Origin of the sequence: Corynebacterium sp. NPDC060344, from assembly GCF_042725215.1 — a bacterium.
Classification (GTDB): Bacteria; Actinomycetota; Actinomycetes; order Mycobacteriales; family Mycobacteriaceae; genus Corynebacterium.
On the sequence record NZ_JBHXCS010000001.1, the window covers coordinates 477,806 to 492,871 of the forward strand.

Genomic DNA, 15,066 nt, shown 5'->3' on the forward strand with positions numbered 1-15,066 from the left:
ACTATTCCCCGGCGGGCTTTGGGGTCGTCGGCACGCAAGCGAGCGTTTCCCTGCCGCCGAGCCAGCCCACCAGCGCGATGCCGGTGATCACGCCGCAGGCGACAAAGCCGGCCCGGTACCCCCACAGGTCGACGATGAGCCCGACGACGAGGGGGCCGGAGATGGCGCCGAGGTCCATGGCCATCTGGAAGTTCGCCAGGACCTTGCCGCCCTGGCGGTCGGAGCCGATGACGTCGGCGAGCACGGCCTGCTGCACGGGGTTGATCATGCCCGCGCCGAAGCCGGCCACCGCCGACACGGCCAGCAGCGCGATGTCGCCGTGGACGAAGCCGACCGCGCCGGTGAACGCGCCGTTGACCGCCAGCCCGGCGAACAACAGCGGCCGCCGCCCGATGCGGTCGGACAGCGACCCGGAAAACTGCAGCGCCACGACATTGCCCAGCGCGAACGCGGTCAGCGCGAGCCCCGCCACCGCCGCGCCGTGCTGGAAGGTCGCCGCGGCGAACAGCGGCACGATGGCCACGCGCACGCCGAAATTCGACCACCCGTTGGCGAACCCCGACACCAGTGCCGCGCGGTAGGCGGAGTCGCGCCAGGCCTCGAGGAACGTCATCACGGGCGTGGTGCGCACGGGCACCTTCTGCCGCAGGGCCTCGGGGTTGAGGCGCACGGCGACGATCAGCGTGGCCACGACCAGCGCGAACCCGTAGATGAAGAACGGCGTCCGCATCCCCCACGCCGCCATCGCCGCGCCGAGCAGCGGCCCGAACACGTTGCCCAGCAGGAACGCCGAGCCGTACGCCGACGAGCACTTCCCGCGGATGTCCGGCGGCGCCATGCGCACGATCAGGCCCATCGCCGACACGGTGAACATGGTCGAGCCGATGCCGCCGAGCGCGCGGAACACCAGCAGCGACCAGTAGTCCCAGGCGACGCCGACCAGCAGCGTCGACACCGCCACGATGCTCAGCCCGGCGAGGTACGTCCGCCGGTACCCGACCTTGTCCACGAGCCGCCCGGACGTCGGCGCGAAAATGAGCCGGAAGATGGAAAACGAGCTGACCACGAAGCTCGCCGCGAACACCGAAACGTCGAAGCTCCGCGCGTATTGCGGCAGGATCGGCGCGATCAGCCCGAACCCCAGCGCGATGACGAACGCCGCGCTGACCAGCACCCATATCTCGTGCGGGATGGGGGTTTTCGTCCGGGGCGTGGCGGCGCGGCGCCCACGGTTTTGTTGCATGCGTCCACCATAGCCTCGGGCCCGGATGGCACCGATTCTGCTTGACGACGACCACCGCCCACCCATTCCGCCGTCCCTTCCCCGCTAACCCGCCCCGAATGTCGGAAATGGCCCGATATAACGGGTGGGTTAGGCCATTCGAGGTGGGTTAGCGTGCGTGCGCTGCGTGAAACTGTGCTGCGGCGCTCTACGCCGCCATCCGCCGGGCACGTTTGGCTACCCTGGCGCGCAACGCGGCGGACGCCAACGCCCCCGACCCCGACACCGACGCCGGCCCCACCGCCGGCACTCACGCCCCCGACCCCGCCGCCCGCGGAAAGGCGGATCGCGCATGACCACGTACCGGACGTCCCTGGCGGGACACAGTTACGAGTTCGACGGCATCGTCGACGTCCTGGCGAAGGCGTCGCCGGAGCGCAGCGGCGACGTCCTCGCCGGCTGCGCCGCGCACTCGGCCGCCGAGCGGGTCGCCGCGCAGATGGTGCTCGCCGATGTGCCGCTGACGCTCTTCCTGGACGAACCGGTGATCGACGGGGAGGTGGACGTCGTCACGCAAAAGACCTTGGAAACCCACGACCGGGACGCCTTCGCACCGCTGGCCGCGCTGACGGTCGGCGAGTTCCGCGAATGGCTGCTGGCCACGGCGTACCGCAACGATGCGGCCGAGACGTTCGCGCAGGTGGCGCCGGGAATCCTGCCGGAGATGGCCGCCGCGGTGTCCAAGCTGATGGGCAACGGCGAGCTGGTGCACGTCGCGTCGGCGATCGAGGTGTTCTCGCGGTTCCGCGGGACCATCGGCGGCCGCGGTCGCCTGGCCACGCGCCTGCAGCCGAACCATCCGGTCGATGATCCGCGCGGGGTGGCGGCGTCGCTGGTCGATGGGCTGCTGCTGGGCGCGGGCGATGCGGTGATCGGCATCAATCCGGCGTCGGACTCGCCGGCGGCGACGCGAGCGCTGCTGGAGCTGGTGGATGAGGTGCGGCAGGGGCTGGACATCCCCACGCAGTCGTGCGTGCTGTCGCACGTGACCACGACGAACAAGCTCATCGAGCAGGGCGCGCCGGTGGATCTGGTGTTCCAGTCCATCGCGGGCACGCAGGGCGCGCTGGAGTCGTTCGGGGTGGAGGTGGGCATGCTTGACGACGCCCTGTCCGCCGCCCGCGACCTCCGCCGCGGAACCGTCGGGGACAACGTCATGTACTTCGAGACCGGCCAGGGGTCGTGCCTGTCCGCAGGTGCCCACGTGACCCCGTCGGGGCAGGTGGTGGACCAGCAGACGCTGGAGGCGCGGGCGTACGGGTTGGCGCGGATCTACGAGCCGCTGCTGGTCAACACCGTCGTCGGGTTCATCGGGCCGGAGTACCTGGCCGATGGCCGCCAGATCGTGCGCGCCGGGCTGGAGGACAACTTCTGCGGAAAGCTGCTGGGCCTGCCGATGGGCGTCGACGTCTGCTACACCAACCACGTCGACGCGACCTCCGACGACATGGACACGCTGCTGCATCTGCTGGGGGCGGCGAATACGTCGTTCGTGATCACCGTGCCCGGTTCCGACGACGTGATGCTCGGCTACCAGTCGCTGGCGCACCACGACGTCGCGATGCTGCGCCGGACCATGGGCCTGCGCCCGACGCCGGAGTTCGAGCAGTGGCAGTCGCGGGTGGGCATCGCAGATGGCGGCCGACTCAGCGACGCCGTGCCCGACCTGTCGGGGGCGCTGGCCGCCGGCGCATCGACGCAGTTGGAAGGGGCCTGACATGTCGGAGATTGAACGCACGGAGACCGGGCCGTCCAATACCGGGGAGCCCAATACCGCGCCGTCCGTCGTCCCCATGCCGTTGCCGGAGGCCATGACGTCGGCGACGTCGGCGCGCATCGGCACGGGCCGTGCGGGCGGCGGGCAGACGACGGCGGCGCGGTTGGCGTTGGCCGCCGCACATGCCGAGGCCAAGGACGCCGTCCTGTCCGAGCTCGACGACGCCATCGAGGGCCTGCCCGAGGGCATCGAGGTGATCCGCTCGAAGGCCGGCGACCGCGAGGAGTACCTGCGCAGGCCGGACCTCGGCCGTCTGCCGGATCCGGGCGATCTCGCCGGGCTGGAGCCGGAGCCCGCGGACATCGGCGTCGTCTTCGGCGACGGCCTGTCCCCCGCCGCGCTCGAGGATCACGCGGGCGGCGTGTGGGAGGCCATCCACAAGGCCGTCCCCGACGACTGGACGCTCGCCGCCCCGGTGCTCGCCCTCGGCGCGCGGGTGGCGTTGGCCGATCACATCGGCGAGGCGAAGCAGTGGCGGACGGTGATCATGGCCATCGGCGAGCGCCCGGGCCTGTCGGTGCCGCGCAGCATCGGTCTGTACATAACGCACGCGCCCCGCCCGGGCATGAACGACGGCATGCGCAATTGCATTTCCAACGTCCATTCCCCCAATGGGTTGCTTTACGACGATGCCGCCGCCCGCGCCATCGCCCTCATCGGGCAGATGCGGGAACTCGGGATGTCGGGGACGGCGATCAAGGACGCCAGCGGCGAGACGAAGGAACTGGAGTAGCCCTTCCCGGAAATCCGCGCCACGCGACCCAGCGATTCAGTTAGCGTGGCAAACATGAATACGGCGAAGCGGGACAACTCGGGCGGCACGGCGGCGACCACATCCGGTGCGGGGCGGGCGCGCCGGCCGAAGAAGCGCCGCGGCCTGAAGATCGGCGGGGCGCTGCTGGCGGTGCTGGCCATCGTGGTGGCGGCGGTGCTGGTTGTGGGGCCGGGGATCGTCGAAAAGCAGTTGAATCCGGTGGCGGACGTGGACCTGAAGGACCCGTCGCCGGAGGCCCGGGAGCTGCACGACCGGCTGACCATCGCCGACATGCATTCGGATGCGCTGCTGTGGAAGCGGTCGATTCTGGAGCGCGGCGAGCGTGGCCATGTGGACCTGCCGCGGCTGCAGGAGGGCAATGTGGCGCTGCAGGTGTTCGCGTCGGTGACGCGGTCGCCGCGCGGGCAGAATCTGGACGGCAACACGGATGAGACGGACAACATCACTCCCCTGGTGGCCGCGCAGCTGCAGCCGCCGCGGACGTGGAATTCGCCGTTCGAGAGGTCGATGTATCACGCGGAGAAGCTGGATCGGGCGGTCGAGGGTTCGGACGGGCAGTTGCGGTGGGTGCGGACGAAGGGCGAATTGCGGGCGTTGCTGGCCGATCGCGAGGCCGGCGGTGATGCGATCGGCGCGTTGTACGCGTTGGAGGGCCTGCACAATTTGGAGGGCGATGCGTCGAATCTGCGGAGGCTTTACGACGCCGGCGCCCGCATGGCCGGGTTCACCCACTTCTTCGACAATGAGGTCGCCGGTTCCATGCACGGCGTCGACCGCGGGGGCCTGACCGATCTGGGACGCGAGATGTTCGCGCAGATGCAGGAGCTGGGCATGGTCGTGGACTTGGCTCATGCGAGTCCCGCGGCGATGGAGGAAATGGTGTCGCTTGCCGACGGCCCCGTCGTCTACTCGCACGGCGGCGTCCGCGCGACCTGCGACGTGAACAGGAATCTGACGGACGATCAGATCCGCGCGATCGCGGGCACCGGCGGCGTGATCGGCATCGGGTACTGGGAGGATGCGGTGTGCGGCCTGGGGACGGGGCCGGTCGTCGATGCGATCGACCACGTGGTGGAGGTCGCCGGCATCGACGCGGCGGCGCTCGGCTCGGACTTCGACGGGTCTGTCGAGGTGCCGTGGGACACCTCGCAGCTGGCCGTGATCACCCAGGAGCTGATGGACCGCGGGTACTCGGAAGAGGACACGGCCAAGATCATGGGCGGTAACACTCTCCGCGTGCTGGACGAGGTGCTGCCGGAGTAGGGGTTGGTGGGGAGATCGGGTTGGCCACACTGGAAGGCCAAGCGTATGCGCAGGTCACTCCGGCGCGAGCGACGAAAAAGCGAAACTATACTGTACAGTTGTTCGAAATCGAAGGAGTTCCGAGGAAGGCATCTCCCCACGACGGACTAGCATGCAACTCGGACGCGACGGCAGCGAGTCGGATGCGAACCGACGAGACCCAGCCCATGCGGGACCACCCGTCGCTTGCCCCGCTGGCCTGCACACACTCGGAAAACAACCAAACATTCAACACGCGAACGAGACAACAATCAGCATGAAGCAGCAGACCTTTATCGAACTCTTCGCCGGCGCCGGCGGCATGTCTCTCGGGTTCGAAAACGCCGGTTTCAAATGCTTGGCCGCCACCGACTACTGGGCCGACAGCTCCGCAACTTACCGTGCGAATTTTCCCAATACCCCATTTATCGAGCGAGATATTCGAGAAGTCTCCACGACCGAGCTTCTGGAGACGGCAGGCAAAACGCCCGATTGGATCATTGGCGGCCCACCTTGCCAGGGTTACAGCACAGTCGGAAAGCGGAATCGGACGGACCCCCGAAACCAGCTCTTCCTGGAGTTCTTCCGAATCGTGGACGACATCAGGCCGAGTGGATTCCTAATCGAGAACGTTCTCGGACTGAAGGACATGAGCTTCGAAGAAGAAGTCGCCGCAAAGTTCGAATCGATCGGATACACGGTCGAGTTCAACGTGTTCACCGCCGCAGACTACGGCGTCCCCCAACTCCGCCGTCGGGTAATTTTCGTCGGAACACTCGACGGACGCTCGTACATCAAGCCGCCTCCAATCGTTTCATCGACCGAGTACACGAGCGTCGATGCCGCGATCGGCGATCTGCCGCCGGTTGGCGCCGGAGAGACCGTCACAAGTTACAGACGGACCCGCCCACGGACGGAGTACCAAAAGAACATGCGGGCTGGCAGCACCACGCTCCAAGGCCACACTGCATCGAATCATCCGGACCGCTTGATCGAGGCCATCTCCCATATCGAAGATGGTGGAAACCGCAACCAAATCCCCGCGCACCTTCAGCCAAAGTCAGGTTTTCACAATTCCTACTCAAGGTTGGCGTCGTGGAAGCCTGCCGTGGCAGTCACCCAGAACATGGGCAAGCCATCGGGATCCCGATGCGTTCACCCGAGACAGAATCGGGGTCTCACCGCGCGCGAAGGGGCACGACTGCAGTCGTTTCCTGATAAGTTCCATTTTGAAAAGGGAGTGACGAGCCAACGACTTCAGATCGCCAACGCCGTCCCTCCCATGCTGGCCGAAGCGATCGCAAGGTCGCTCTTGGATCCGAGTTCCTGGAGAGAGACATGTCACGACGCGGCGGAGATCAACCCCTCGACAACTTTCGCCTGAAGCTTGACTTGAGAGCTCCCTTCGGGGCACCCAACGCTTCATTTTCCCCCACGCCCAAGTTCGACGCGGCATTGGACTGGATCGAGACGAAGCGGCCGATGCGGCAGAACTTTTGGCCGGGCCTCAGTCTCGCGCTGCTTTTGCAGGCGGAAAAGATCCTTCGCGATCACCCGACCGGACAGTTGAAGGACGGGATCGAGGAGCTTTCGATCGAGACCTCGACCACGGAACGAGTGGTGAACACTCTGAACGTGCGATTGGGCGACTACGCCCCGTGGATTAAACTTCGACCAATTTACAACGAGGTGCTCGACGTCATTTCGGGCGATTTGCTGCGCGAACACCCGAAGAATGAAGCTCATGCCACACAAGCTTGGCGTCAATATCGTGACTTCATCAACCTGATCTATCAAATGGATTCAAGCGAACGGTCCGAACTCGCCCTTACCATTTGGGACACCGGAATCTTGACACGTCCCGAGTTTCAACTTGCTCAAGTTCGCGATCGGGAGGTGCGAATTTTCGAAAGCACGTTGAAGACTTTTCCCCGTTCACACAAGGGCGTCCCAGGGGGCTGCGGCCTTCAAGGATTGGTATTCGGGTACTTCATCGCGGATTCTCCGAATCTGATCATCGAATCGCACAAGGTAAATACGGGCTCTAGCCGCGCCCGCATGCTCGGCGACGTCGATGGATTCAGAGGATCGGAAACAGAGCTTTCAGCTGAAGTAAAAGATCTGCACCTCACCCTGGATAATCTTCATAGTCAGCTCGGCGCTTACCTCGAGGACATTTCTCGCTTCCCCAATGTGACCGCCGTGGTCGCTTGCACATCGATCGACGAAGACGCCCGATACGAAATCGAGTCCAGAAACATCCAGGTGATGGATCTCAAAGACATGATTCGCGCCGTTTCCGTTTGGGATCTGCCGAAGCAAGAGGAGGCGGTTCGCGGAGCTTCGTACTACTATTCGAGAATTCAGGGCAGTTCGGCCATTACCGCAGCTTTGGCCGACTTCGTGAAATCCTCCAAGGAAGGTGCCTCAAACTCTCCCTCGACACATGAGGGGCAAACTTCATCGGCATAGAGCCCCGGTGCCTGCGTACGGGCCAACGGACGCTGGATGAAGCTCGCGCCACCAACCTTCGACTCCCGCCGGTCAAGTGGCCCTAGCCTCGAAGAAGGTTTCAACGCTGATACGCAGCCCCCACGGGGGAACTGACGAGCCGGTCGACTCTGAGAGTAGCCGGGCCTCCATCCCGTCACCCCTCCCGGTTGGGCCACGCGAGCCCCCGCATTTCAGAACCCGAGGACGACAACGTACGAAAACGCTTCCGGCCTGCCCCTGACGACATATTTTCACTTCGGGGGCCCCCGCACACTCCGGATCTTCAATATTTTGTTCGAAAATGCAGCGAGTTCACCGCGTCGCGATGTGGTCAATCCAGGACACACGATAACCTCGGTAGCGAGACTCAATCTGGAGGTTGCAATGCAAATGGTGGACGCTTTCCGCGATGTCTTCGACTCGTACGCTCGGACACACGGAGTAGACGCGGCTCGCTCGAGGTTCAAGCACATGGTGCCCGATCCCCTCATCGTTGAAGAGTTGTGCAGGGGGTTCGAGTTCAAACTGACCGAGATCATCGAGTCGCAGCCGGCCGCGATTCGTCCGGCGGGGATGGAACCGTGGTACCCCGGTCCCGGCGAGGACGACCTTTGTTGGCCGAGGCTGCGCGACTACTACCTGACCGAGAAGCAGCGTCCGGAGGAACAAGTCAACTCCGTCGACGACGCGTCGAATGTCGTTGTCGCACATACCCATCGCCCCGACGACAACGCGTTCAAATGCCGCGGTCTGGTGGTCGGGTACATCCAGTCCGGGAAAACGACCAACTTCACTGCAGTCGCAGCCAAGGCCGCCGATCTCGGCTATCACCTCGTCATCGTTTTGTCCGGCATCCACAATTCCCTCCGGAAGCAAACCCAGAGTCGCCTGTCATCCGAGCTCACTGACTTGAACTCCGATAAGTGGCTTTCTCTCACTACCGAGGAATCGGATTTCCGCAAACCCACTTTCAATGGCGAGGCCGCCCTTGGCGAAGGCAACGCCACCGGGCTGATGGTGATCAAGAAGAACCCTGTTGTACTTCGCCGGCTTCGTGACTGGCTTGGCACCGAGGTCATGCGTGAGCACCTCAATAACCTGAGGGTTCTCGTGATCGACGATGAGGCCGACCAAGCATCGGTGGGTACCGCGACGATCAACCCCCTCATCAGGGATGTCTTGGCGCTGATGCCCCGCAATACCTACATCGGTTACACGGCCACCCCGTTCGCGAATGTATTCATCGACCCTTCCGAGTCCGAGGATTTCTATCCTCGGGACTTCATCTTGAATTTGCCTCGGCCCGACGGCTACTTCGGCCCGGAGATGATTTTCGGTCGACTCGATGCTGAGAATGACTCGGAGGAGGCGGCGGGATATGACATGGTCAGACTCGTCGAGGAGAACGAGCTCGAGTCTCTCCGCCCGGCCACCAAAAAGGACATTCGAGCCTTCGAGCCGAAGGTGACGGGCGTGCTGGAGAAGGCCGTCAACTGGTTCTTCCTTGCTACCGCCGCCCGCTTCGTTCGCGGTCAGAAAGAACACAGTTCAATGCTGGTTCACACTCACATCGTCACGGACGTCCACGAGAAGTTCCGCGAACCACTCGAAACGTACCGTGATGACCTGTTGGCGAAACTCGAGTCAAACGACGCCGCGACGATCGAGAGGCTTCGACTCACATGGAACGAGGAGTCCTCGGCGGTACCCGCCGAGGACTTCCAAAGGGCGAGTCTTCCCTTCGACAAGGTACTCGAACAACTCCCGGGAGTGATTCGCGGCACTCGCATCGTTCTGGACAACTATCGAAGCAAGGACCGTCTCGACTACACGGGTGCGAAAGAACCTCAGCTCGTCATCGCCGTCGGTGCAAACACCTTGTCTCGTGGCCTGACGCTCGAAGGCCTGGTCTCGTCCGTATTCGTCCGAACAGCGCGCGCCTACGACACGCTTCTTCAGATGGGGCGTTGGTTCGGATTCCGCAACGGATATGAAGAACTACCCCGCATTTGGATGACGGAGGACTTGCGCGACCAGTTCCGCCATCTCGCGCAAGTCGAGTTCGAGATGCGGATGGACATCGACCGTTACCAGGAACAGGACTTGACGCCGACGGACGTATCGGTTCGCATTCTCACTCATCCTGCGTTGGCCATCACAGCCAAAATGGGGGCCGCGAAGACCACCGACATCACCTTCACCGGACATGCGTTGACGACCCGATACTTCGACGTGAGCGACGAGACTTTGCTTCAGGCAAACCTTGATGCTGCGGTGAAATTGGCGCGCGCGTCGCAATCTCTGGGAGTCCGACTGTCCGAAAGCGGCGCCTCCAGCGGAACCCAAGTCTTCGACGATGTGCCGGCCGATGCTGTTCTGGATTTTCTTGCCGACTTTTCGGTTCATGACTCACAGCCCAACATGGACCCGCGACTCCTGTCTCAATTCATCCGCGACAGTGTCGGCGTTCAAGATGGGTACCTGCAAAAGTGGACGGTGGCATTCGTGGCCGGAGAAGGCAGCACCGTCGAACTCGGCCCCATCGGGCCTATCTCTACGTCCCGCCGTTCAGCGGAAATTCCCGATCCCAAGAAAAAGCGAATCCACACCCTCAGCAGTCCGCCCGATTTTGGGTTGGGGTTGGGCAAGTCTCGGGCCGAACTGGAGGAAGCCGCAGGCGGCAGGCTGTCCGATCCTCGCATGCTGACGCTGCGCGGGCTCGATGACACCCAGTGCAGGAAGGGCATTCTCCTCATTTATCCCATTGATCCGGTATCGGAACCGAAAAAGACACCTAAGACTCCCAAGATGCGCAAATACAACATCGACGCCGCAGGTGGGATCGCGCCGATAGGCATCGGCATCGGTTTCCCGGAGCCCGAGTTGAACGGCGAGGTCGACGTGAAGAAGCGCAGGCTCCGTACGCACATGGCGGTCGAATTGCCGCAGTACGAAGACATCGCGGACGAGGCAGCCGCGGAAGTGCAGACTATTTTCGATACGGACGCGGAGGACGACTGATGAACGCCGCAAAATTCTCCGACCTTTGGGCCGAGTTGGACCGACCCGCGACGGGTGAGTTTACGATGGGATTCGTTGCAGAAACGCGGATCCGTCTCGCCGTCGATCAAGAGGGACAGCACCATGTCCTGATCCCGGCCGGCAATTACAACTGCTCAATCCCACACGACGGTGATTCGCTCCGCACCCGAATCCACCCGGTCGGGGTCGATCGGCTCCGGTACGAGTCGCACCTCGACATCTATTGCGTCAACCCCTCGCTCACCCGCGCGTTCGATCGGCTCGCGGCAGCCCTGATCGAGGTCGCCGGTACCAGCACCGATCCCGTGCATGACGCACTCAAGTGCCTTGGAGAGTGGAAGAACCTCTTCATCGACAGGCGTCGTCGTTCGCTCACTCCACAACAGCGCATCGGGATCTTCGCCGAGCTCGGCGTGCTGAAGGATTTCGTCGATGCCCAACAGATCGTCGAAACAAGCGCGTGGACCGGTCCTTCTAAAGCACCCCATGATTTCGAGTTCGACACAATGTCGCTCGAAGTGAAGGCCTACGGTGCTGGCTCCGATCAGGTGACTTTCCACGGCCCACTTCAACTTGACACCATCGAAGGCAAACCATTGTACCTGTGCCTTCGACAGGTCGAGGAGGACGAGGCAGGTAATACACTGCTGGAACTTGCGCAAGAGATCGAAGATCAAGTCGAAGATCCGCAGAGATTTCGCACGACGCTGAACAAGATCGGGGTGCTGGACGACGACGAAGCCCTCGAGCACTACAGGTACTCGGTCGTTCGAGAATCTCTCTTCGAGGTCAACGAGCAGACTCCTCGAATCGTCGCCTCGTCTTTCGCGGATGGCGAGTTCCCCGCCGCGATCGAGCGCCTCAGGTACTCGATCGAGCCAGAGGATCTGATCACCGGCGACGTTTTCTCCAACATCGATTCGTGGCTCTCGGAGGTCGGCGAATGAGTGCCATCAAATGGTGGTCCCAGCCTTTTCCTCCGGAAGGCGGCGTCACCGGTTCGGGAGTCATGCGCCAGTTGGGCACGCCGTCGATGGAGCTGTTGGACGTGCTCGTACGCGAATCCGTTCAGAACAGCTGGGATGCTTCGATTAACGGGTCGATCAGCTACTCCATCGAGTTTCGGCGATTGGGAGAGCATGCCGAGGCATGGCGTCGGCTGATCGGAGACGCGGATTCGACCGACGGCACCGTCGTCCATCCGGGTGATCTGACTTCCGATGCCTTGATCATGATCGTGAGCGACAGAGGCACTTCCGGCCTGGGCGGTCCGCTCTTGGCCGATGAAAAGTTGAAGCCGGGGCAGGTGGCGAATTTCGTCCAGTTTCTCCGCAACGTCGGTGAGCCGAGGGACAAGGATCTCGGTGGTGGCACGTATGGCTTCGGAAAGGCCATCTTTTACAACCTCAGCTCATGCGGGGCCATCCTCGTGGACACGAACTGTACGGATCGGGTGAACCGCCGGCGGCTCATGGGCGCCGCACTCGGTAGTCCTTTCAGCGGTTCGGATGGTGTTCGCTACACCGGTCGACACTGGTGGGGAGCAACTGATTCGGAGCGCGGCGTGCCGCTGCCATTGCTCGAAGACGAGGCGGCCAGCATGTCGGCGCAGTTCGGCCTGCCGGGCTTCACGGAGGGTGAAACCGGAACCGATATCGCCATTCTGTTGCCGAATCTCGGCCTCGCCGATGGTGAGGAAGAGTCTCGCCACGACAACATTGACGATGCCGCGGATCGAGTGGTGTCAGCGCTTCTTTGGCATCTCTGGCCGAAGCTCGGGTCCGCGACACGTGAAGCGGAAATCAAGGTTTCCGTGAAGAAGGAGGGCAAGCCGGTCCCGATTCAACGGCCGGACCAGTACCCGTTCCTTCGACCTTTCACGCTGTCGTTGGACGCGATTCACGAAGGGCAAGGAACACCGATCATTCGGAAAACTCCGAAATACCCCGGAGAAGTCGGGCATTGGGCGATCCACCTGTGCCAGCCGGATCCGACTTCCGGATCCCACGCGGGGCTGCTGTCCGCGAAACCGTTCAATGGCCCTTACCACCACGCGGCCCGCATGCGTCAGGCCAAATTGGTGGTGGACTACTTCGACTGCGAGCCGTTCCCCGGCCAGGACATGGGATATGGCGCAACCTTCATCGCCTCACCCGAGTTCGACCAGTGCTTCGCCGATGCGGAACCTCCAACCCACGACAAGTGGGAGACCCGTGGTCTCCCCGACAAGGCTCGCCTCGTCGTCAACTACGCTGCATCGAATCTTCGAAAGGGAATCAAGGAGTTCCTGTCCACCAAGGCTTCGACCCGCTCCTCGGATTTGGCCGGACTTGGCCGTCTCTCTTCGAACCTTGGTCGACTGATCCCCTTCGATGGCAGGGAGCTCGGACCGACGGAACCCAAGCAGCAGAAGTCTTCGACGTCCACCAGATCGAAACGGGGCCCCACCGCACGTGTCATCGATCAGCCGGCACTCATTCGCACCGACGAAGGATTGAAATTGATTGCGGTCGTCAGTCCGCCGGAAGTCCGCCATCGCGCCGTCACACTGATCGCCGACACCTTCGTCGTGCTCGATGACGGCAGACGCGAGAACGAACCTCCGAAGGACGCTCCGGTTCCGCGGGTCATCGGATGGCGGAACTCCTCCGGCCAATTGATCGCCGAAGGCAGTGAACTGGTCGTCACCGGTGACATTTCGGACTATGACGTACTCCAAGTCGAGATTTCCAGAGTCCCAAATGCTTCCGTGGGCTTGGCAGTGGCAACGAGGGAGTCCTGATGCGCAACCGTCCTTATCTTGTACCTGGGCCCGGACGCATCGCGTTCGAAGGATGGAGCCGACGAATCGGAGAGGACTGGTCCTCCCTGGAGAGCCAGATTCCCGACTGGAACGCCGGAACGAGTCTGGAGATCTCTCGTCCCTACGAGATCGACGTGGAGGGCATCCGTCTGGACTGTGGTTTGGCCCCGAATTCCGGAGTACGCGTCACCGTGTCCTGGTCGAGTGATTCCACCAAGATGGGCGGGACGGTCGCCATCGACATCGTCGTGGATGAAAAGCAACGGATTGTTCGAGGGCGTCTGGACGGCATGGAAATCGGTGGCAGACTCACCCTCAGGACGACGGTGACCGCAGTGCCCGCGGCGGGCTCGGAAGACGGCTCACCATCCGTTGCCGGGACCGTCCTCTACGAGGACACCCAAAGCGTGGTCCTCGGCACCGACGACGGCAAGTTCCCCGTCTGCATCGATGACTTCGCGCACACGCCCTACCACGTGGACGCTTCCTGGTACCTCGAAATCGACACAACGGATCTGACCGCATCGTTCAACTCGGCCGCCGTCCTCCACTTGAACCAACGAGACTCGAAATTGATCGAAGCGACGACAGCCGAGGAACCCACCGCAGGGCAAAAACGGCTCCTTCAAGAACTCAGCCACGGACTTTCGACGCACATGCTCTACCTCGCGATGGAAGTTGATCGATTGGAAAACCTCGACGTCTCGTCTTCATGGGAAGTTGGCTCGTTGGGTGCGATGTTTTCGCTCCTCCTCGAACAGGCTGATCTGTCCGGCGCGAGCTTGGGCGGCGGAATCGACCAGATGGCTCGATTGAGGGCGACCGTCGAAGGAATCACCCGAGCTCAAGGAAAGGGGCGTTCGTTCTGATGGCCGCCAATCAAACTCGACTGTGGCCCCGGATCACCCGGTCGATTTCGGAAACGATTTTCCAGTCCGAGGTCCTGGCAGGTCAGATCCCGCCCTACGCGACGAGTCACGGCCAAATGACCTACGGTCCGACCGGTGGACGGGCCGGAACCCCCGAGATCGAACGTCTTCGAAACGCACTCATCGACGTTGCGCGCATTCATGGATTCGGAACCACGGACCATGCCGGAGGTGCCGGCCCGGCCTTCGATAGGGACGCCGCTCCGGTGATGGTCGATCACATGGCCGTGACGTGGGAAGAAGCTGGACAGCCCGGCGTATGGTCGATGATTTCGCTCGTCATCCTCCCCGACCTCACGGCATGGAGATGGGGCGATGGCCCCTCCGCCACCAAGGAGCGTTGGATCTGCATCGACCCGACTCGCCATGCATGGGGACGGCTCTGGTGGCAAGAAACCGTTTGTCGTGAACGACCGGGTCTCCTGGAGAAATTCAAAGAATCCGAGTTGAACCAGTTTTTCGAGAGGACGTCGTTCACCCGTCACCGCGAGTTTTTCCTTTATTTCATGGAGGCGACCGCGGCTCACCTGACCAAGTTTCCCCGTCGCACTTGGGTCCGTGACGTCACCAAGCGAATGCGGCGAAGACTGGCATTCATCGACACCTTTTCCTTGACGACGCCAGAACTCCAGACGTTCGTGGACGACGTGGTCCGCGAAAGCCTGGAAGCTCTGAGGTGACCTC

At 62.7% G+C, this 15,066-nt stretch carries 11 protein-coding genes; 10 read left to right on the forward strand and 1 reads right to left on the reverse strand.

Annotation, left to right across the window (positions count from 1 at the left end; genetic code table 11):
- Position 1: 1 nt before the first annotated feature.
- Positions 2-1,243, reverse strand: coding sequence for an MFS transporter (locus ACFWGD_RS02135; RefSeq protein ID WP_377776853.1), 1,242 nt, complete (start codon positions 1,241-1,243; stop codon positions 2-4).
- A 331-nt stretch (positions 1,244-1,574) separates the two neighbouring features.
- Between ACFWGD_RS02135 and eutB the strand changes: the two genes are divergently transcribed.
- The 10 genes from eutB to ACFWGD_RS02185 all read left to right on the forward strand — a co-directional run bounded on the left by eutB (position 1,575) and on the right by ACFWGD_RS02185 (position 15,062).
- Positions 1,575-2,999 (forward strand): ethanolamine ammonia-lyase subunit EutB, encoded by a 1,425-nt coding sequence (gene eutB / locus ACFWGD_RS02140; protein ID WP_377776854.1) that lies wholly within the window; start codon positions 1,575-1,577, stop codon positions 2,997-2,999.
- 76 nt (positions 3,000-3,075) lie between these two features.
- Complete coding sequence (gene eutC / locus ACFWGD_RS02145) at positions 3,076-3,792, forward strand: ethanolamine ammonia-lyase subunit EutC (protein ID WP_377777020.1); 717 nt, start codon at positions 3,076-3,078, stop codon at positions 3,790-3,792.
- 54 nt (positions 3,793-3,846) lie between these two features.
- Positions 3,847-5,097, forward strand: coding sequence for a dipeptidase (locus ACFWGD_RS02150; protein ID WP_377776855.1), 1,251 nt, complete (start codon positions 3,847-3,849; stop codon positions 5,095-5,097).
- A 295-nt stretch (positions 5,098-5,392) separates the two neighbouring features.
- Entirely contained in the window at positions 5,393-6,499 is a 1,107-nt protein-coding gene (locus ACFWGD_RS02155) for a DNA cytosine methyltransferase (RefSeq protein ID WP_377776856.1), read from the forward strand.
- The gene (locus tag ACFWGD_RS02160; RefSeq protein WP_377776857.1) at positions 6,454-7,587 is read left to right on the forward strand and encodes a hypothetical protein; all 1,134 of its coding nucleotides are present in this window, start codon (positions 6,454-6,456) and stop codon (positions 7,585-7,587) included. The genes ACFWGD_RS02155 and ACFWGD_RS02160 overlap by 46 nt, the downstream gene beginning before the upstream one ends.
- A gap of 492 nt (positions 7,588-8,079) precedes the next feature.
- Positions 8,080-10,629, forward strand: coding sequence for a Z1 domain-containing protein (locus tag ACFWGD_RS02165; RefSeq protein ID WP_377776858.1), 2,550 nt, complete (start codon positions 8,080-8,082; stop codon positions 10,627-10,629).
- Positions 10,629-11,597, forward strand: a complete 969-nt coding sequence (locus tag ACFWGD_RS02170) for a PD-(D/E)XK motif protein (RefSeq protein ID WP_377776859.1) — start codon at positions 10,629-10,631, stop codon at positions 11,595-11,597. Before ACFWGD_RS02165 ends, ACFWGD_RS02170 begins: the two co-directional genes overlap by 1 nt.
- A complete protein-coding gene (locus ACFWGD_RS02175; RefSeq protein WP_377776860.1) occupies positions 11,594-13,432 on the forward strand; it encodes a hypothetical protein in 1,839 nt (612 codons plus the stop codon). The genes ACFWGD_RS02170 and ACFWGD_RS02175 overlap by 4 nt, the downstream gene beginning before the upstream one ends.
- Positions 13,432-14,322, forward strand: coding sequence for a hypothetical protein (locus tag ACFWGD_RS02180; RefSeq protein ID WP_377776861.1), 891 nt, complete (start codon positions 13,432-13,434; stop codon positions 14,320-14,322). Before ACFWGD_RS02175 ends, ACFWGD_RS02180 begins: the two co-directional genes overlap by 1 nt.
- Positions 14,322-15,062 (forward strand): hypothetical protein, encoded by a 741-nt coding sequence (locus ACFWGD_RS02185; protein WP_377776862.1) that lies wholly within the window; start codon positions 14,322-14,324, stop codon positions 15,060-15,062. The genes ACFWGD_RS02180 and ACFWGD_RS02185 overlap by 1 nt, the downstream gene beginning before the upstream one ends.
- The last annotated feature ends 4 nt before the right edge of the window (positions 15,063-15,066 follow it).